Source organism: Prauserella alba (assembly GCF_024171735.1).
Lineage (GTDB): Bacteria > Actinomycetota > Actinomycetes > Mycobacteriales > Pseudonocardiaceae > Prauserella > Prauserella alba.
The window spans coordinates 55,961-74,174 of record NZ_JAMTCH010000007.1; the positions used below are offsets into that span (position 1 = coordinate 55,961).

The following is an 18,214-nucleotide window of genomic DNA, read 5'->3' on the forward strand; positions in this document are numbered from 1 at the left end:
TCCCGTGGGTGGCCGGTCGGCCCCGGTCCCGCGTCAGGTGACGTGGCCGCGATCGCGGAGCCGCACCCAGGGCCAGGTCATCAGCGCCCACACCACGAGCAGCACTGCGCCGACGGACACGAGATACCAGGGCCACGGGCCGAGCAGGTCCAGGGCGGACGCCGTGTCGGACTTGCCGTTGAGGAACCCGTAGTTGGTGCCGGCCGCGGTGTTGAAGGTCATCGTCACGGCCGCCCACGCCGCCGTGACGGCGACGGCGAGCCGGTAGCTGCGCCAGTCGACGCGTATCCCCAGGCCCCAGGTGAGGTAGATCGCGGCCAGCACGGCCAGCAGATGACTCCCCCAGAACAGCATGTAGTTGGCGTGGGGGAAGTCGGGACCGGTCAACGCCGGTGAGAACAGCGCCTGCGTGCTCAGCACCAGCCCCCAGTAGTAGGCGAGGGCGTGGGCCCACGTGCGCCGGAAGTACAGGGCGTAGGCGGCGACGAGCGGTACGAGGTCGGACAGGTGTAACGGCACCGAGCGTTCGAGGGTCGGGGGAACCAGCTCGTACCACAGGTCCGCCACGCTGACGAGCACGATCGTCACCGCGAACGCCCGGCTGAAGCGCCGTGCCCGCGCCGCTGTCCGCTGCCGGCGGCCGAGGTGGACGACCAGTGGTGCGCCGACCGCGAAGATCCCCACGGCCAGCCAGTGCGACAGCCCGTACGGGGCGAACTCCCCCGCCATTGTGACCGCTACCACAATACGGACTTTAACGGCGGACGTCGCCTGCGGCCCTGCCCCCGTTCTGCAGCCCCCAGGGGCACTTTGGTTGCGCTCAATGCAACCAGGGTGCCCCTGGGGTGTCCTCGTCCCGCCGTCGCGTTGACACGCAGCCACCCTGGTGTCATGGTTACCTACATGACTAATGAACCGATGCGGTTCATCGGGTGGCGATGGTGATGGACGACGCGCGGCCGCTGTTCCAGCAGATCGCGGAACAGATCGAGGACTCGATCATCGACGGATCCCTGCCGGAGGAGAGCAGGGCGCCGTCGACGAATGAGCTGGCCACCTTCCATCGGATCAATCCGGCCACCGCGGCGAACGGCATCAACCAGCTCGTGGCCGATGGCCTGCTCTACAAGAAACGGGGGGTCGGAATGTTCGTGCAGGAGGGAGCCAGGGACAAACTCGTCGAACGCAGACAGGACGCGTTCGGTCGTTCCTACATCGCTCCGCTGCTCGCCGAGGCGAAACGACTCGAAATGGATGCCGAGGACGTGAAAAAGATGATCGACGCCTGGAGGGACGACCAATGAGCGTGGTGAACCTGCGAGGGGTGACGAAACGCTACAGGGACACCCTTGCCGTCGACGACGTCTCGTTCGACTTGCACGAAAACCGGATCCACGGCCTGCTGGGCCGCAACGGCGCGGGCAAGAGCACGGTGATGCGGATGCTCACAGGCCAGGAGATTCCGACATCGGGGCAGGTCCGCGTGTTCGGCGAGAATCCGTACGAGAACGCCGCGGTGCTGCCGCGCGTGTGCTTCATCAAGGAATCGCAGCGTTATCCCGATATCTTCCTGGCTCGGCACGCCCTCGAGGCCGCTGCGATGGTTTTCCCTAACTGGGACCAGGATTTCGCCGACCGCCTCGTCGAGGAGTTCCGGCTGCCGGTCAAGCGACGGGTGCGGAAACTCTCGCGCGGGCAGCTGTCGTCGGTGGGCGTGATCATCGGCCTCGCGGCGCGCGCACCGGTAACCCTGTTCGACGAGCCGTACCTCGGGCTGGACGCCGTCGCACGGCAGGCGTTCTACGATCATCTGATCGCCGACTACGGCCGGTATCCCCGCACGATCGTGCTCTCGACACACCTCATCGACGAGGTCGCGGACATCATTGAGGACGTCACTGTGATCGACCGCGGCCGGATCGTCATGGACGACTCGTCCGAGAACCTGCGCAGCCAGGCCGTCACGGTCAGCGGTCCCACGAACGCGGTCGAGCAGTTCGCCGACGGCCACGACGTGTTGCATCGCGAGGATCTGGGCGGCTTCACGCGCGTGGTCGTCTCCGGCATTCCCGCCGACCGCGACACGGCGAGCCTGCAGGTCGAGCCTGTGTCGCTGCAACAGCTCGTCGTTCGAACCACACAGTTCCACGACGCCGCGCTCGCGGGCGCAGGCAACGGCAAGGGGGACCGGTCATGACACAGCTCGTGAAAGTCGCGCGCATTCAGCTGGTGAACGCGCGCATGGTGCTCGGCATGCCGCTGTTGGTGCTGGTCTGTGTCCTGGCGGCGAACATCGCCATCTTCGTGGCGATCGGGACGGCCTCGCCCCCGGAAGGGGCCACCGTCACCGGGGCGCTGGTCTCGATCTACATCGTGACGCTGGTGACTCATGTCCAGACGATGACGCAGATGTTTCCGTTCGCACTCGGGCTCAGCGTCACACGACGGGAGTTCGTTGCCGCGGCGGGCCTTGTCGTCTTCGGCCAGGCGTTGCTGTACGGCGTCATCATCTGGTTGATGTCGCTGCTCGAACGGGCCACCGGTGGGTGGGGACTCGGCTTCGCGATGTTCGACCTGCCGTTCCTGGAGGGGAGCAACGTCGTGACCCGGATTCTCGTGTATGCGGGGCCGTTCCTTCTGCTGTCGTTCGCCGGCCTGTGGACTGGAATCGTCTACCAGCGCTGGGGACAGCCGGGTGTGTGGGCACTGGTGCTGGCCTTCGGCGCGCTGGTCGTCGGCCTTATGGCGCTGATCGGCTGGCAGGGTTGGTGGCAGCAGGTCTTCGACTTTTTCGCGGAGACACCGGCGCTGTTGTTGTTCGCGGTCTACCCGGCGTTGATCGGAGTGGTGCTGGCGGCATTCACATACCTGACGAGCCGCCGCGCGGTGCCGTAGCTCGCTTTTCCGGTAACGGGGAGAAAAGGGGGAGCCTGCGCCGGTTCCGGTCATCGGGGGATGCCGGGACCGGCGCAGGTTGCTGTTACCCGGCGCGCAGGCGGGAGGCGGCAGCCGCGACGTCGGCCTGAGCCCGCCGACGGTCCACACGGGACGACTCACCGTCGGCGACCACCTGCTCGCCCGCCACCCACACGTCCCGCACCCTGCGCGAACCGGCCGCCCACACCAGATTGCCCAGCAGCTGGTCGTCGGGCACGTCGAGGCCCGTGGCGAAGGCCGGATCGTCGACGTCGATGTGCACGACGTCGGCCCAGCGGCCGGGTTCGAGTGCGCCGATGTCGTCGCGGCCCAGTGCGTCGGCGCCGCCGCGGGTGGCGAGCAGCAGGGCGGCAGGTGCCGTCAGCGCGGTGGCCTCGCCCGCTGCGAGACGTGCGAGCATCGCCGAGAGCTGAACCTCCTCCCACAGGTCGAGGTCGTCGTTACTGGAAGGACCGTCGGTTCCGAGTCCGATGCGGATGTCCGCCGCGCGGAGGTCGGACAGCCTGGCGACACCGGACGCGAGCTTGGCGTTCGACCCTGGGCAGTGCGCGACCCCGGTGCCGCGCGCGGCCAGCAGTTCGATGTCCTCATCGGACAGATGCACGGCGTGGGCCGCGATGAGCCTGCCGCGCAACAGGCCGACCTCGTCGAGCAGCTTCGGCACCGAACCGTGCTCGGCGCGCTGGCGGCTGTCCTCGCCTGCGGCCTCGGCGACGTGGATCTGCACCAGCGCGTCCCGCGCGGCGGCGTCGTCGGCGATCGCGCCGAGCGCCTCGGCCGGAAGCATGTACGCCGAGTGGCCCGCGTACGACAGCTCGACGCGCTCGCCGGGGCCGAACCGCAGGCCGTCCGTGTCGATCCACTTGCTCGCGTCGGCCAGCATCGCGCGCCAGTCGTGGCCCGGCAGGTCGATGATCGGGCCGCCGAGGATGCCGCGCGCGCCCGTCGTGAGCACCGCGTCGGCCATCTGCTCGGGGTGGAAGTACATCTCCGCGCTGGTCGTGACCCCGCGGCGCAGCATTTCCACCGACCCGAGCAGCATGCCCGCGTGCACGTCGGACGGCCGGAGTTTCGCCTCGGTGGGCCAGATGACCTCCTGGAGCCAGCGCAACAGCGGCAGGTCACCGCCCATGCCGCGGAGCAGGACCATCGGGCTGTGCGCGTGCGCGTTGACCAATCCCGGTAGCAGGATCCCCTGCTTGGCGGTCGTCGTCGTGGCGGTGCCAGGGGCCTCGCTCGCCGGTCCGCAGTAAGCGATGCGGCCGTGGGCGTCGATGTCGACGGCGCCGTCACGGACGACGGAACACCCCGGATCGGCGGGCAGTACCACGGGCGCTGTCATGCGGTGGATCATCGGCCCACCCTATCGAGCGACGTCCGAGCCACCAGGGACCTCGGAGCCCCCAGGGGCACCTTGGTTGCGCTCAATGCGACCAAGGTGCCCCTGGGGGCGTGCGCCGGCTCGTCACTCGGTGACGACACCGCACCGCCACGCCCACGCGGCGATCTCGACCCGGTTGCGAGCGCCGATCTTGTTCTGCACCGCGGCGAGGTGCGTCTTCACCGTCGACAGCGACAGGAACAGCTCCTCGCCGATCTCCGTGTTCGTGCGCCCGCGCGCGGCCGCACGAACGACGTCGAGTTCCCGCGTCGTCAACGGTTCGGCCGGTTCCTCCACCGCCGGCGCGCCGTCGGCGGGGGCGTCGGCGAAGTGCTGCAGCAGCCGCACCGTGATCTGCGGCGACACCAGCGCGTCCCCGCGTGCGGCCGCGCGGATCGCCTCCAGCAGCAGTGCCGGTCCCGCGTCCTTGAGCAGGAATCCCGACGCCCCGCCGGTGAGCGCGCTGTGGACGTACTCGTCGAGGTCGAACGTGGTCACGACGACGACCTTCAGCGGATCGGTGACGTCCGGTCCTGCCAACTGCCGCGTGACCTCGAGGCCGTCCATTCCCGGCATGCGGATGTCGAGCAGGCACACGTCGGGGCGCAGCTCGCGCGCCTTGGACACGGCGTCGATCCCGTCGGCGACGTCGGCCACGACCTCCATGTCGTCCGAGGCATCCACGATCATGCGGAAACCGGTACGCACCATGTCCTGGTCGTCGGCGATCAGTACGCGGATCACTGGGACTCCTCTTCTCCCTGCAACGGCAGCCACGCTTCGACGACCCAGCCGCCGGAGCCACCGGTGCCGTCGGGGCCATCTCCGTCGCGGCCGTGGCCCTGCTGATCGCCGGGCCTGCCCGCCGCGAGCGTGCCACCCAGCAGCTCGACCCGCTCCCGCATGCCCACCAGACCGTAGCCGCCGATCGCGGCGAGCGGTCCCGGTTCTCCAGGGGTGCCGTCGTCGGCCACCCGAATGTGCAGCAGAGCGCGGTCACCGCCGCCCCTTGCCTCGCCGCGCACGGCCACCCATGCCGCGGAGGCGCCCGCGGCGTGTTTGCTGACGTTGGTGAGTGCCTCCTGCACGATGCGCAGCGCCGACCGTGCCACCTCCTGCGGCAGTTCCGGCGGCACGTCGACGTCGAGTCGCACCGGCATGCCGTGCACCGCTGAGGAGGCGAGTTTCCGCAGGTCGGCGTCGAGGTCGGTGGTCGCCTGCTCGCCTGGTCCGGACTGCTCCCCCGCGCCTGCGCCCGCGTCGCCCGACTCCCCGCGCATGCTGCGCACGAGCCGTCGCATCGCGGTGAGCGCCTCGGTGCCCGCGTTCTCGATCTGCCCGAGCGAATCGGCCACGACGTGCGGATTCTGCTGCGCGACGATCCGCACCGCCTGCGCCTGCACCACGATGCCCGTGACGTGGTGTGCGACGACGTCGTGCAGTTCGCGGGCCAGCGCCATCCGCTCGGCGGTCTGCGCCTCGGCGATGGCCGCTTCGACGGTCGTCTTGCGTTCGGAGTCGCGGGCCCGCAGGAACAGGCCGATGGCGACGCTGATGCCGAGCAGTAGCACCGCAGTGAGCGCGAGCCCCTGCAGGACCTCGACGTCGCGGTTGTAGGCGATCTGGACCGGCTCCAACAACGCCATGACCTGCACGGTCGAACCCGCCGCGACCGTGACGGCGAGGATCGAGATCGCCGTGACGGCGCGGCGCGGCGATTCCAGGCGCACCAACAGTGCCGTGACGACCATGCCCGACACCGTCGCGGCGATGGGCAGACCGCCGAGGTGCAGGTATCGGTCGGCGTCGGTCGCCAGAGCCAGCGCCGTGGTGGCCGCGATCACGCCCGCGAGCAGCAAGGCAGGCCGCAGCGGCGAGCTCGTCCCGCGGATGACCAGCACGACGGCGGCGATGGCGGGCAGTGCCATCACGACATCCGAGCTCGGTGCCTCCAGCATGATCGATGCGTCGAGGAACAGTGCCAGCGCGAGCACACCGACGAGCAGCCACTGTTGCCGGAGCAGCGTGACGAGCGTGCCGTCGCCGATCCCTTGTCGGGCACGGGCACCGGGGATGACGGCCACGAGCAGCAGCACCAGCCCAATGCCGGCCAGTTGCAGGATATGCATACCAGCGTCGCGGGCGACCGTGCTCGCCAGCTCGGACGCGACGAGCAGGCCGATCGTGACGGTCGCGGCCGCGGCGGGTGCCGATCGCGCGCAGTAGTACACGAGCAGCAGGCCCGCAATGCACTCGGCGAACGATGTCTCCGGCAGCAAGGTCGAGAAGGTGGGTGCGCCGGTGTAGGCGATCAGGAGCGAGTTCGCACCCAGCACGCAGGCACCCGCCCAGCCCGCGAACACCGGTCTGGACCTGCCGAGCACGGCGCAGCCTGCGAGCAGCAGGATCCCCGGCAACGGCACCAGGTCGAGCAGCGGCGTGCCCCAGCCGTCGGTCGCCGCGGGTACCAGGACAGCGAGGTCGCCGAACACCGCGGCCAGCAGCACCATGCTCGCGGGGTCGGCCGAGCGCAGTCGCCGGGTGACACGTTCGCGGAGCGGGTACGTCTCGGACACGACACCGACGGTAGCCGAGCCGGCGACGGCCGCGGCCCGGCCGGACGGTTCGCAGGGCATCGGCCGATCGGCCGATGCGCCGCCCCGAGGTTCCGGCCGTCCGTCCGAAGTGGGCGCCCCGCCGACTGGGCCAAGCTGCACAGCCATGACGACACGGATCTCGGGGCAGCCGCCCTCACCGGCCATGCCGACCCGGCCGGCACTGAGCGGTCACGGCCTCAGCAAGCGGTACGGCACGCAATACGCGTTGTCCGGAGTGGACATCGACATCACGCCGGGTGAGGCGATGGCGATCGTCGGGCCCTCAGGGTCCGGCAAGTCGACGTTGCTGCACGTGCTGGCGGGAATCCTGCCCGTCGACGACGGCGAGGTGACACTCGGCGGCACCCGCATCGACTCACTCGGTGAGACCAAACGCAGCGAGCTGCGGCGCACCGAGTTCGGGTTCGTCTTCCAGTCGGGCATGCTCGTCGGCGAGCTGTCGGCCGAGGAGAACGCGGCACTGCCCATGTTGCTGGCAGGCGCCGGCCGCAAGGAGGCGATGGCCGAGGCGCGGCGGTGGCTCGAGCACCTCGGCCTCACGGGGAAGGAACGCAACCGGCCCGGTGAGCTGTCCGGCGGGCAGGCACAGCGCGTGGCTATCGCGCGGGCGCTGGCGCATCGGCCGAGCGTGATCTTCGCCGACGAGCCGACCGGGGCGCTCGACACCCGGACCGGTGGCGAGACCATGACGGCACTGCTCGACGCGGCGGCCGGATCCGGCGCAGCGGTCGTGGTCGTGACGCACGACCGCGATCTGGCCGCGTCGGTGCCGCGCACGGTCAGCCTCCGCGACGGGCGGATCGACGCCGACACGCGTGCGGGAGCGGTGGTGCCGGCGTGAACAGCTTCCAGCTCGCGCTGCGCGTGCTGCGCACCGACGGTCGCACCCGCGTCTCGGCGATCCTGATCGCCGTCGGCGTGGCCGTGGCGACGGCTCTCGTGTTGCTGCTCGTCTCGCTGCCGGGAGCCACCGAGACGCGCGCGGACCGGTCGGCGTGGCAGCAGTACGGCGAGCCGTCCGAGGACGGGGCTTCCCTGGAGCTGGTGGCCAGCGAGGACGTCGCGCCCGACGGCAGGGAGATCCAGCGGGTGGACGTCGCCGCGCTGGCCGACCCCTCGCGGATCGACCTGCCGCCCGGTATCGACAGCCTGCCCGGGCCCGGCGAGGCGTTGCTGTCGCCCGAGCTCGCCGACGCGGTCGACCACACGCCCGGCTCGCAGCTCGGCGAACGGTTCGGCGCGAACGCGGGCGTACTCGGTGACGACGCGCTGGCGTATCCGGAGCAGCTGGTCGCGCTGGTCGGCCATGCGCCCGAGGACATGCCCTCGACGGCGATGCCGCAGGACGGGTTCAGCCCCGCCGGGCGAGGTGCGGACCCGATGCTGGGCCTGCTCGCGGGCGTCGGCGTGGTGGTGCTGACGGTGCCGAGCATGGCGCTCGTGGCGTCGTCGGCGCGGCTGATCGCGGCACGCAGGGAACGCAGGCTCGCCGCGTTCCGGCTGGCGGGCGCGACGCCGCGGCAGGTGATCGGCATGGTCACGGCCGAGACGGCGATCGCCGCGGCCGGCGGTGCACTGCTCGGCTGGGCGGTGAGTCCGTTGCTGCGGCAGGCGGCCACCACCGTGCCCTGGGACGGCGGCACGTGGCAGGCCTCGGACTTCGTCCTGGGTGCGGTGCCGACCGTGGCCATCGTCGTCGTGGTGCCGCTGCTGGTCGTGCTCGCGGCGGCCCTCGGACTGCGGCGGGTGCTGTCGGCACCGTTGGGCGCAGCGGGCGGGCACACACCCAAACCGCTGCGCTGGTGGCGGTTGGTGCCGTTGCCGGTGTCGGGCGTGCTGTTCGCCTACCTGGCTACCACCGCATCGAGCCAGGTCGAAGCGACGCTGCTGCTGGTGTCGATGGCGATGGTGATCGGATCGCTGACGCTGGCCGGCCCGTGGATCACCGCGGCGATCGGGGGCCTGTTCGTGCGGCGGTGGCGCAGGCCGTCGGCGCTGCTGGCCGGGCGCAGGCTGCGGGACGACCCCCGCGGCGCCTACCGGGCGACCGCCGGTGTGGTGCTGGCCGTGTTCACCGGCTCGATGGCACTGACGGTGCTGCCGAGCATCGAGGGGCAGGCGGGAGCGCTGCGGGAGTACACCGACGGCGTGCTCTACGTCAACGCCGACCACGGGTCGCTGCAGCGGATCGCGGCCGACACCAACGACGCGCTGGCGCGCTACGGCCAGGACGAGCGTGCCGTGACGATCGGCGACGCGTTCCTCGGCGACGAAAACGCCCTCGCCAGGGTCGTCGACTGCGACGCTGCCGAGCAGCTCCTGGTGGTCGACATGCGCGGGGCGTGCGAGGGCGCACCCGGGGTGTACACGCCGTACCCGGATGTTTCGCGGGACGAGTTGACGGTGTCGGCGGAGTTCGGTCAGCCGGGCACGTCGCTGCCTGCAGCCGTGCCGGTGCGGCCCATGACGACGACGGGCGAGCTGGCGCCCGAGGCGATCGTCGACCCGGCGGTGCTGCCCGCGGACTTCACGCCCAACACCGGAACGGTCGCGGTGACGTCGACGCCGGCCAACGTCGACGTCGTCCGTACCGCTTTGGTATCCGCCGCCGGCGGCCTGCCGGTGCAGAGCAGGCAGGCACGCCTCGACGGGCAGGTCTCCCAGCTCGACGACCTGCAGCGGGTCACGGTCATCGGCCTGCTCGCGGCGTCGGTACTCGGCGGCTGCAGTGCCGCCATCGCCGCGGCCGGATCGGTGCTCGACCGGCGGCGCACGTTCGGCGCGCTCATGGCGGCGGGCACTCCGGTGCGAGTGCTGGCCAGGGCACTGCGCGCGGAGGCGGCGCTGCCCGCGCTGGTCGCGACCGTCGGCGCGGGCGTGGCGGGAACGCTCGTGGGGATCGGCCTGTTCACCATGGTCGACGACGGCGCGAAGGTGCTCACACCGTGGCTCGCTGCGCCGGTGGTGCTGGGAATCGGGGTCGCGCTGATCGCGTCGTCGGTGTGCACCCCCGCCCTGCGCCGCGTGCAGGCCGAACCCCTCGCCGACGAGTAACCGCCAACGGGGAGCAAGCCCCGCGGTACCAGGGGGACCGCGGGAACACGGGAACCCGCGGGAACAGGGGAACCGCGGGCGGAGGGGAACCCGCGGGAACAGGGGGAACCGAGGGAACCGTGGGTCCGAGGGGGAACCACGGGGAGCAGGGACCGGGGGATCGGGGAAACAGGGCGGGGCGTTCATCGGGGGACGCCCCGCCGCGTTGTGTCCCGCGCCGGACGCGCGTGTCCTGCGTTCGGGCACGCGTGTTCTGCACCCAGAGACGCGTGTTCTGCATTCGGACGTCCTGCACGGCGCGTTGACGTGTGGCCGCCCACGCCGCGTCGCCGGGCCGCGCGGCTCAGCGCTTCTCGAAGATCAGGTCGTGGGAGACCCGGCCCTCCTGTTCGGCGCGCTGTTCGAACTTCGTCACGGGGCGCCATTCGGGTCGCGGAGCCCAGCCGTCGAATCGGTTGACCAGCGACGTCTCGGCCGAACCCACCTCGAGCATCTGGTCGGCGTAGTCCTGCCAGTCCGTCGCGAGGTGCAGGGTGCCGCCGGTGGCCAGTCGCGAGGCGACGAGCTCGACGAACGCGGGCTGTACGAGACGCCGCTTGTGGTGGCGCTTCTTCGGCCACGGGTCGGGGAAGAAGACGCGCACGCCTGCCAGCGAGGCGGGTTCGACGTGGTCGCGCAGCAGTGGCACCGTGTCGCCGTGCAGCAGCCGCAGGTTCGTCACGCCGAGCTTGTCGGCCCTGAGCATCAGCTGGCCGAGACCCGCCTCGTAGACCTCGATGGCGACGTAGTTGACGTCCGGTGCGGCGGCTGCGAGCTGGGCGGTCGCCTCCCCCATGCCGGAACCGATCTCCAGCACGACGGGTGCGGACCTGCCGAACCACGCGTCGAAGTCGATCGGACCGGGTTCGAGCTCGGACACCTCCCGGCCCAGCTCGGACCATCGGGTGTCCCACGCGCGCTGCTGGCCGACCGTCATCCGCCCACCGCGCTTGACGTAACTGACGACGCTGCGCAGCCGGGGCTCTCCTTCGCTCTCCACGGACGCCGACGATAGCCGCGCGTCAGCGGACCGCTTCGATCTCCCCCAGCCGTGCCCGCAGCGCGGCCGGGCCGTCGATCGCCACCGGATCGGGTGCGGCGGCCTCGTGCGCGGGGAACATGTCGATCCAGCCGGTGTGCCGCGACGTGTTGACGATCGTGGTCGGGGTTCGCCGGTTCCCGCCGGTCCCCTCCGACGGCATGAACTCCCAGTATCCGGATTCGCCGCCCGCGGCCCACGGCACGAACTCCCAGCCGGGACGGCGGCTGAGCAGGTTGTGCACACGGTCCTCGATGCGGAACCCGGCTTCGCGCGAGTCGAGCGTCCCGTCGGCGAGCGCACGCAGCCACCACGGGGAGGGAACGGACGCGTCGCCGCCACCGGCGGCACGGTAGAGGGCCAGCACCTGGTCCAGCGGTGCGCGGTGCACCCACGCCACGCGCAGGTCGGCCGGACTCGCGGCATCGCCCGTGACGAGTGGCAGTGCGATGGCCTGTGACCATTCCAGGCCGACCATCGGCTCCAGATTGAGCCAGGCGTCGTCCCGGCCGGACCGCTCGTCGGGCGGGTCGGCACCGGGAACGTCCCGGCCTGGCTGCGCAACACCGTTCGGCTGTGCCACACCGCCTGGCGGCGCAAAACCGTTCGGCTGCGCAACGTCGTTCGGCGGTGCGTCGCGAACCGGCGGCGGCTCACGGTCCGCTGGTGCATCGCGGTCCGGTAACGCGTGGTCATCCGGTCGCGGGGTGTGGAACTCCTGAATGTCGGACACCGTCAAGGATCACCTCCGTAGAGTCCTGACGGGCTTACGTCCAGCATCCCCGAATTCGCGCGGCTGCGCGTCCTCCGTGGGGGTACTCACACGAGGTGCGGACACAGGCGGGCCCGGGCCGCCCCCGAATAGCGGCCCGGACCCGCTGCTCCCCTCCTCGGGGTTTCCGCCCACCCGCAGCCCCGCGGCGGTCCCATACGCCCTCCGCGGCTGGGCGGTCCTACCCGACCCCGCCGGCGCCCTCCCCCGAGGGCGCCCACGGGTCACGCGTCGCGCTTGCGCGCGGTCGTGATGGCGATGGCCAGCAGCACCACGGCGAACCCGGCGAAGTAGGCCAGCGCCCACCACGGGCTGAGCGTCGACGTCGACAGCGGCTGCCCGTACGTCGCGCCGCCCGCGGACTCGCCGTCGCCGGTGACGAACTTGTGCAGCACGTTGAACGGCAGCCACTTGAAGATGTCGGCTCCGATGCCGGGAATCAGCGTGACCAGGTTCTCCGCGGCGAGGAAGTAGATCAGCACCAGGGAGATCGCTCCGGCGCTGTGCCGCACGAGGATGCCCACCGCCATCGCGACCACGGCGGCCAGCGCGCATGCGGGACCGACGCCTGCGACGTTGATCCAGTCGGCGGTGCTGTTGAGCGCCAGGTCGGCTTCGGGCTGGATCAGCGTGGCCATGCCCCACGACAGAAAGGCCATGATCTCGCCGATGACCAGCGCGATGAGTGCGACGACGGTCGCCTTGGCGGCGAGCGCCGCGGCGCGGTTGGGTACGGCCTGGAAGGTGGTGCGGATCGTCCCGAACCGGTATTCGGTGGTGACGGCGAGCGTCGCCAGCACCATGATCACGGCCATGCCGAAGGAGTAGGCGTACTGCGTGGCCGACACGGTGGCCGGGAACTGTGCGTTGCTCTGGCTCACGACCAGCGCGGTGAACCCGCCGGTGAGCACGAGCGCCGTGAGGGCGCACCACCACGGCGACCGGGTGCTGAGCAGTTTGATGCGTTCGACTGCGAGAAGAGTCATGTCGGTTTACCCCTGTTGGTTCGTGGCGCCGTTCGGTTCGCCGTCGCCGTCAGTTGGTGACGGCCGCGTGGCCGGCGGGCTGCTCGGCGGCTTCGGTCTCCAGATCGGCGTGGTACTCGACCGAGTCGCCCGTGATCTGCATGAACGCCTGCTCCAGCGAGCCCTGCTGCGGGGCGAGCTCGTGCAGGGTCACCTGGTTCTCCATGGCCAGCTCGCCGATCTTCTCGCCCGCGACGCCCGCCACGAGCAGACCGTCGTCGGTGGTCGTCACGGTCGCGCCGACGCGGTCGAGAGCCGGCCGCAGCCGGTCGAGGTGCGGGCTGCGCACCTTGACCGTGCTGTCGGTGGCGCGTGCGACGAACTCCTCGGTGGTGCTCTGCGAGATCAGCTTGCCCTTGCCGATGACGACGAGGTCCGTGGCCGTGAGCGCCATCTCCGAGAGCAGGTGACTGGAGACGAACACGGTGCGGCCCTCGTCGGCGAGGCGCTGCATGAACTTGCGGATCCAGAGGATGCCTTCGGGGTCGAGGCCGTTGACGGGCTCGTCGAACAGCAGCACCTCCGGGTCGCCCAGCAGTGCGCCCGCGATACCGAGCCGCTGCGACATGCCGAGTGAGAACCCGCCCGCTCGTTTGCTCGCGACCTCGGACAGGCCCACGATGTCGAGCACCTCGTCGACGCGCTTGGGTGAGATCTTGTTCGACTTCGCCATCCACGACAGGTGCGCGCGGGCGCTGCGGTTGGGGTGCACCCACCGCGCGTCGAGGAGCGCACCGACGGTCCTCAGTGGATGGTGCAGTTCGGCGTAGCGCTTGCCGCCGATGGTGACGGTGCCGCTCGTCGGGTTGTCGAGCCCGAGCATCATCCGCATCGTCGTCGACTTGCCCGCGCCGTTCGGGCCGAGGAATCCGGTCACGCGTCCGGATTCGACGGTGAACGACAGGTCGTCGACGGCGAGCTTGTCGCCGTACCTCTTGGTGAGGCTCTGCGCCTCGATCATGGTGTCCTCCTGTGGCGACGTTCGTCGGCCGTCGGCGTGACGGGCCGGGCTCACGGGTCGGTCCCGGATGCCGGTACGTCACTGCGGTGGCCGTGGCGAACGTCGTTGTCGTCCCCGGTGCGGCGATGTCGCCTGGGCTGATCGCCTGTGGTGGGCTTCATCATTCCGGCTACCCGCCCGGTTGCGCGTCATCCTGTAGACCGAAATCGGGTTGTCCCGTGGTCGTAGGCGGGTGGCCGGTGGTCGTGTCGTCCCAGGTTGTCGCCGGTGCTCACAGCTTCGTGGATCAGGGCGTCGCGCGCGATCGGTGACAACCCTGAGTTCCCCCTGAACCGGCGATTCCCTATGTCGGGGATGTCGTGGTCGCGCGGGTGTTCCCGGCGGGACGCGGCAGGGTTGCGCCAGTTATTGAATCGTGGTTCATTAATGGTGTGGCGAGACCGCGGACCATCACCGACGAACGGTTGCTGACGGCGACGGCCGCCGTCATCGAACAGACAGGGCCGGGTTTCACGCTGGCGCAGGTCGCCAAGGAGGCGGGCGTGGCGGTCGGCAGTGTCGCGCAACGGTTCGGCTCGAAAGCCGGGCTGCTGCGGGCGTTGACCGAGCTCGGGCGCACGCAGGCCGTCGAGCGCATGCGCGAGGCGGCCGCCGAAGCGGACTCACCGGAAGTGGCGGTGCGGGCGGCACTGGTGGCGGCGTTCGCGGGACTGGACCGCGGCGGAGAGTCCGGGGCCGGTGGTTCCGGAGCCGTGAACCACCTGGCCCAGCTCGGCACCGACCTCGCCGACCCGGAGCTGCGCGGTCTGCTCCGCCTGCACTACGCAGCGCTGCGGGACGAACTGACCGTGCTGCTGCGTATGGCCGCGAGCGAGCAGTGGTGCGGACCGGTTCCCGCCGTCGCCGCACGCGTACTGCTGTCGGCGATCAACGGCGCGGCACTGGACTGGTCGCTGCGGGCCGAGGATCCGGCGGGTGCGAACGACGAGACGACGACGAACGACACGACGTCCGCGGACCACGCGGCGTCGAACGACACGGTTTCTGCGAGGGAAACGGTGCCTGCGAACGGCACGGTGCCTGCGAGGGACACGCTGCGGGCCTGCCTCGCCGAGACCGTCGACGTGATCATGAAGGGATGGCTGCCATGACCGGAACCGGCCCACTCGAGGGCAAGGTCGCCGTGGTGACGGGCGCGACGCGGGGCTGCGGCAGGGCGATCGCCGTGGAACTGGGGCGAGCTGGCGCGACCGTGTTCGCCGCGGGCAGGACGACGCGCGAGCACGCGTCGCCGATGGGCAGGCCGGAGACCATCGAGGGGACCGCGGAACTCGTCGAGCAGGCAGGTGGCCGCGGGATCCCGGTTCGGTGCGACTTCGCCGACGTGACCGATGTGGACGGTCTCGTCGCGAGGGTCGAGGCCGAGGCGGACGGCCGGATCGACGTGCTCGTCGACGACGTGTGGGGCGGCGATCCGTACGCCGACTTCGACAACGCGTACTGGGAGTCGTCGCTGGACAATGCGCTGACCCTGGTGCGCGGCGGGCTGGAGACCCACCTGATCGCGCTCCACCGGTTGCTGCCGCTGGTGGTGCGCAATCCCGGCGGGCTCGTCGTCGAGGTCACCGACGCCGACGACGACGAGTACCTCGGCGCCGGCATCCCGTACTACCTCGTCAAATGCGGAGTGCGGGCCATCGGGCGTGCGCTGGGAGCCGAACTCGGCGCACGCGGCTGCACCGGGCTGTCGGTCACACCGGGATTCCTGCGCTCGGAGGCCATGCTCGACCTGTTCGGCGTCACCGAGGAGAACTGGCGGGACGCGGTGACCGACGAGCGGCCGGAGTTCGCGGTGTCGGAGACGCCCGCGTACCTGGCGCGTGGTGTCGCGGCGCTGGCGGCCGACCCCGACGTGGCGCGGCTGGCGGGGCGCACGCTCGCGTCGTGGACGCTGTCGTCGATGTACGGCATCAGCGACGTCGACGGCAGCCGTCCCGACTTCGGCCGCTGCTTCCGCGAGGTCTTCCGTGCGGGCCTCGACCCGAAGACCGTCGACATGTCGGCCTACCGCTGAGCCGTCCCCGGAATTCTTCCGCCTCACCACTTTCGGGTGGTGCCCCCAAGGGCACTTTGGTGGCACTCAACGCCCCTAAGGTGCCCTTGGGGGCGCTCGCCTCACGGGGTGATCCGGAAGATTTGCGGTGCGGGTCAGTCTCCGGGGCGGGCGAGTCCGGTTTCGTAGGCGAGGACGACGGCCTGGACGCGGTCACGCAGGTCGAGTTTCGTCAGGATGCGGCCGACGTGGGTCTTGACGGTCGCCTCGGACAGGAACAGTTCCCCCGCGATCTCCGTGTTCGACTGTCCTTTCGCGACGTGGGCCAGGACTTCGCGCTCCCGGCCGGTCAGCACCTCCAGTGTGCTCGCATCGCGCGGTGCGATCCGTCCGGTGTCGACGAACCGGTCCAGCAGCCGCCGCGTCACCGCGGGCGAGACCACGGCGTCGCCGCGCGCCACCGACCGCAGCGCCGACACCAGATCGTCGGGCGGCGTGTCCTTCAGCAGGAACCCGGACGCGCCCGCCTGCAACGCCGAGTAGACGTATTCGTCGAGATCGAACGTCGTCATGACCAGCACCCGCGAACTGCCCGCCGCCACGATCCGCTGCGCCGCCTCGACACCGTCGAGCACGGGCATGCGCACGTCCATCAGCACGACGTCCGGGTCGAGTTGGCCGGCGAGCTGCACCGCCTCCTCGCCGTTGCCCGCCTCCCCCGCGACCTCGATGTCATCGGAGGCGTCGAGCACCATGCGGAAGCCGACCCGCATCAGTTCCTGATCGTCGACGACGAGCACTCGGATCATTGACCCAACCTAACGGTGAGGGCGGCGCGGACCCGCCAGCCGCCGCCGGGTGCCGGCCCTGCGGTGAGGGACCCGTCGTGGACGTTGGTGCGTTCCCGCATGCCGATGAGCCCGTTGCCGCCGGCCGCCGGTGTGGACGGTGCGCGCTCGGCCGGTCCGGCGCCTGCCCCGGATCCGGCCGTCAGTACGGGGTTGGCCCTGCCCGCGCCGTCGTCCTCCACCTCGATGTGCACCGACCCGGCGTGGCCGGTGTCGCCTCCCGCCTCGCGGTCCCAGCGCACCCGCACCTGCGCGCGCGTGCCGACGCCCGCGTGCTTGAGACTGTTGGTGAGCGCCTCCTGGACGATCCGGTACACGCCGAGCGACACGCCTGCGGGCAGTTCGTCGACGGCCTCGTCCAGGTCGAGCCGCACCGTCAGCCCCGCCGTCTCGACCCGGTGGGCCAGTTCGACCAGGTCGGCGGCCGTCGGCTGCGGCGTGCGCGCGCCGTCGACGCGGTTCCCCTCGTCGTCGTGGTCGGTGTCATGCTCGTCGTCGCGCAGGATCGCCAGCAGTCTGCGCAGTTCGTGCAGCGCGCTGCGGCCCGTGTCGGAGATGGTGCCGATCGCGCGTTCGGCCAGGTCGGGGTCCTTGCGGACGGCGAACGACGCGCCGTCGGCGTGCACCACGATCACGCTGACCGCGTGCGCCACGACGTCGTGCAGTTCGCGGGCGATGCGTTCGCGCTCCTCGGCGACGGCGATGCGCGTGGCCTGGTGACGTTCGTTCTCCAGCAGGTGCAGCCGCGCTTCGACCTCGGCCTGGTAGGCCCGCCGGGCGCCGACGAACTCACCCAGCACCCAGCACAGCGCCAGTGCCAGCACGACGGTCACCGTGTTGACGACCCAGTCGTCGGGGTACTGGAGGACCTGGTGGGCCAGGCTCACGACCAGTGTCAACGCGGTGTAGACGGCGGCCTGCCTGCGTCCGCTGTAGACGACCACCGTGTACAGCGCGATGCAGCTGACCACCGCCACGCTGAACGCCACGTCGCCGAATCCCGCCGCGACGTAGGGAACCGTCCAGACCAGCACCCAGTACGCCATGACCAGCGGATACTTGCGCCGCAGCGGGACGACGCCCAGCAGCACCACGATCAGCGGCAGGCCCACGTACCACGGCGGGGTCTCGACGTCGGGCACCGGAAACGCGACGAACAGGGCGTAGACCAGCACGTCGAATGCGAACAGCACGACGGCGACGATGCTGTCGCCCACTGCGGGATGGGCCCTCATCCAGAGACTGATCCGGCGCACCCGCCCACGGTAGGCGGCCGCGGAGCACCTGCGCGTCGCCCTGAGGTCGCACGCCGGGTCGTCGCGTGGGATGAGCCCCTCGGGTGACCCCGGCGTCCCGGTGGCGGCTGCGGTGACCCGCGCCCGCCCGTCGCCGGTGCCGCTGTGGCCGTCGGCGTGTCCCGTGTCCGAGGTGGTCGGCGGTGGGAGCCGGGTGGGAGGATGTGCCCGCAGGCAGCGGTGGCGGACATG

General features: G+C 70.8%; 17 protein-coding genes. 7 read left to right on the forward strand and 10 right to left on the reverse strand.

The window, feature by feature from the left end:
- Window positions 1-33: 33 nt before the first annotated feature.
- On the reverse strand, window positions 34-744 hold the full coding sequence (locus LY12_RS22260; RefSeq protein ID WP_308292158.1) for a YwaF family protein: 711 nt from the start codon (window positions 742-744) through the stop codon (window positions 34-36).
- Between the two features lie 200 nt (window positions 745-944).
- Between LY12_RS22260 and LY12_RS22265 the strand changes: the two genes are divergently transcribed.
- The 3 genes from LY12_RS22265 to LY12_RS22275 are packed head-to-tail and all read left to right on the forward strand — an operon-like array spanning window position 945 to window position 2,895.
- Window positions 945-1,304 carry a GntR family transcriptional regulator gene (locus LY12_RS22265; protein WP_253859657.1) on the forward strand — a complete coding sequence of 120 codons (360 nt, stop codon included), beginning with the start codon at window positions 945-947 and terminating at the stop codon, window positions 1,302-1,304.
- Window positions 1,301-2,197, forward strand: a complete 897-nt coding sequence (locus tag LY12_RS22270; RefSeq protein ID WP_253859413.1) for an ABC transporter ATP-binding protein — start codon at window positions 1,301-1,303, stop codon at window positions 2,195-2,197. Before LY12_RS22265 ends, LY12_RS22270 begins: the two co-directional genes overlap by 4 nt.
- Window positions 2,194-2,895 (forward strand): hypothetical protein, encoded by a 702-nt coding sequence (locus tag LY12_RS22275; protein ID WP_253859414.1) that lies wholly within the window; start codon window positions 2,194-2,196, stop codon window positions 2,893-2,895. The genes LY12_RS22270 and LY12_RS22275 overlap by 4 nt, the downstream gene beginning before the upstream one ends.
- 85 nt (window positions 2,896-2,980) lie before the next feature.
- On the opposite strand, the gene LY12_RS22280 is transcribed toward LY12_RS22275, so the two are convergent.
- From LY12_RS22280 to LY12_RS22290, 3 genes are all read right to left on the reverse strand, one after another.
- Entirely contained in the window at window positions 2,981-4,291 is a 1,311-nt protein-coding gene (locus LY12_RS22280) for an amidohydrolase family protein (protein ID WP_253859415.1), read from the reverse strand.
- A 111-nt stretch (window positions 4,292-4,402) separates the two neighbouring features.
- Entirely contained in the window at window positions 4,403-5,062 is a 660-nt protein-coding gene (locus tag LY12_RS22285; protein ID WP_253859416.1) for a response regulator, read from the reverse strand.
- Window positions 5,059-6,894: a sensor histidine kinase gene (locus tag LY12_RS22290; protein WP_253859417.1), complete on the reverse strand. Its 1,836-nt coding sequence runs from the start codon at window positions 6,892-6,894 to the stop codon at window positions 5,059-5,061. Before LY12_RS22290 ends, LY12_RS22285 begins: the two co-directional genes overlap by 4 nt.
- 145 nt (window positions 6,895-7,039) lie before the next feature.
- Between LY12_RS22290 and LY12_RS22295 the strand changes: the two genes are divergently transcribed.
- Both LY12_RS22295 and LY12_RS22300 read left to right on the forward strand, forming a co-directional pair.
- Window positions 7,040-7,777, forward strand: a complete 738-nt coding sequence (locus LY12_RS22295; protein WP_253859418.1) for an ABC transporter ATP-binding protein — start codon at window positions 7,040-7,042, stop codon at window positions 7,775-7,777.
- A complete protein-coding gene (locus LY12_RS22300; protein WP_253859419.1) occupies window positions 7,774-9,990 on the forward strand; it encodes an FtsX-like permease family protein in 2,217 nt (738 codons plus the stop codon). The genes LY12_RS22295 and LY12_RS22300 overlap by 4 nt, the downstream gene beginning before the upstream one ends.
- A gap of 343 nt (window positions 9,991-10,333) precedes the next feature.
- Here the strand turns inward: LY12_RS22300 and trmB are convergent, their stop codons facing one another.
- From trmB to LY12_RS22320, 4 genes are all read right to left on the reverse strand, one after another.
- A complete protein-coding gene (gene trmB / locus LY12_RS22305; protein WP_253859420.1) occupies window positions 10,334-11,029 on the reverse strand; it encodes a tRNA (guanosine(46)-N7)-methyltransferase TrmB in 696 nt (231 codons plus the stop codon).
- Window positions 11,030-11,051: 22 nt separating this feature from the next.
- Window positions 11,052-11,546, reverse strand: coding sequence for a hypothetical protein (locus tag LY12_RS22310; RefSeq protein ID WP_253859658.1), 495 nt, complete (start codon window positions 11,544-11,546; stop codon window positions 11,052-11,054).
- Between the two features lie 518 nt (window positions 11,547-12,064).
- Window positions 12,065-12,826 (reverse strand): DUF2705 family protein, encoded by a 762-nt coding sequence (locus LY12_RS22315; RefSeq protein WP_253859421.1) that lies wholly within the window; start codon window positions 12,824-12,826, stop codon window positions 12,065-12,067.
- Window positions 12,827-12,875: 49 nt separating this feature from the next.
- Window positions 12,876-13,826, reverse strand: coding sequence for an ABC transporter ATP-binding protein (locus LY12_RS22320; RefSeq protein ID WP_253859422.1), 951 nt, complete (start codon window positions 13,824-13,826; stop codon window positions 12,876-12,878).
- Between the two features lie 431 nt (window positions 13,827-14,257).
- Between LY12_RS22320 and LY12_RS22325 the strand changes: the two genes are divergently transcribed.
- Both LY12_RS22325 and LY12_RS22330 read left to right on the forward strand, forming a co-directional pair.
- Window positions 14,258-14,977, forward strand: coding sequence for a TetR family transcriptional regulator (locus tag LY12_RS22325; RefSeq protein WP_253859423.1), 720 nt, complete (start codon window positions 14,258-14,260; stop codon window positions 14,975-14,977).
- On the forward strand, window positions 14,974-15,900 hold the full coding sequence (locus LY12_RS22330; RefSeq protein WP_253859424.1) for an SDR family oxidoreductase: 927 nt from the start codon (window positions 14,974-14,976) through the stop codon (window positions 15,898-15,900). Before LY12_RS22325 ends, LY12_RS22330 begins: the two co-directional genes overlap by 4 nt.
- 134 nt (window positions 15,901-16,034) lie before the next feature.
- Here the strand turns inward: LY12_RS22330 and LY12_RS22335 are convergent, their stop codons facing one another.
- Window positions 16,035-16,688 carry a response regulator gene (locus LY12_RS22335; RefSeq protein ID WP_253859425.1) on the reverse strand — a complete coding sequence of 218 codons (654 nt, stop codon included), beginning with the start codon at window positions 16,686-16,688 and terminating at the stop codon, window positions 16,035-16,037.
- Window positions 16,685-17,962, reverse strand: a complete 1,278-nt coding sequence (locus LY12_RS22340; RefSeq protein ID WP_253859659.1) for a sensor histidine kinase — start codon at window positions 17,960-17,962, stop codon at window positions 16,685-16,687. The genes LY12_RS22335 and LY12_RS22340 overlap by 4 nt, the downstream gene beginning before the upstream one ends.
- Between the last annotated feature and the right edge of the window lie 252 nt (window positions 17,963-18,214).

Coding starts and splice junctions, on each gene's coding strand:
- LY12_RS22270 (WP_253859413.1), top strand. CDS start 1,301: ATGAGCGTGGTGAACCTGCGAGGGGTGACGAAACGCTACAGGGACACC.
- LY12_RS22280 (WP_253859415.1), bottom strand. CDS start 4,291: ATGATCCACCGCATGACAGCGCCCGTGGTACTGCCCGCCGATCCGGGG.
- LY12_RS22335 (WP_253859425.1), bottom strand. CDS start 16,688: ATGATCCGAGTGCTCGTCGTCGACGATCAGGAACTGATGCGGGTCGGC.
- LY12_RS22315 (WP_253859421.1), bottom strand. CDS start 12,826: ATGACTCTTCTCGCAGTCGAACGCATCAAACTGCTCAGCACCCGGTCG.
- LY12_RS22330 (WP_253859424.1), top strand. CDS start 14,974: ATGACCGGAACCGGCCCACTCGAGGGCAAGGTCGCCGTGGTGACGGGC.
- LY12_RS22295 (WP_253859418.1), top strand. CDS start 7,040: ATGACGACACGGATCTCGGGGCAGCCGCCCTCACCGGCCATGCCGACC.
- LY12_RS22275 (WP_253859414.1), top strand. CDS start 2,194: ATGACACAGCTCGTGAAAGTCGCGCGCATTCAGCTGGTGAACGCGCGC.
- LY12_RS22320 (WP_253859422.1), bottom strand. CDS start 13,826: ATGATCGAGGCGCAGAGCCTCACCAAGAGGTACGGCGACAAGCTCGCC.
- LY12_RS22265 (WP_253859657.1), top strand. CDS start 945: ATGGACGACGCGCGGCCGCTGTTCCAGCAGATCGCGGAACAGATCGAG.
- LY12_RS22310 (WP_253859658.1), bottom strand. CDS start 11,546: ATGGTCGGCCTGGAATGGTCACAGGCCATCGCACTGCCACTCGTCACG.
- LY12_RS22340 (WP_253859659.1), bottom strand. CDS start 17,962: ATGAGGGCCCATCCCGCAGTGGGCGACAGCATCGTCGCCGTCGTGCTG.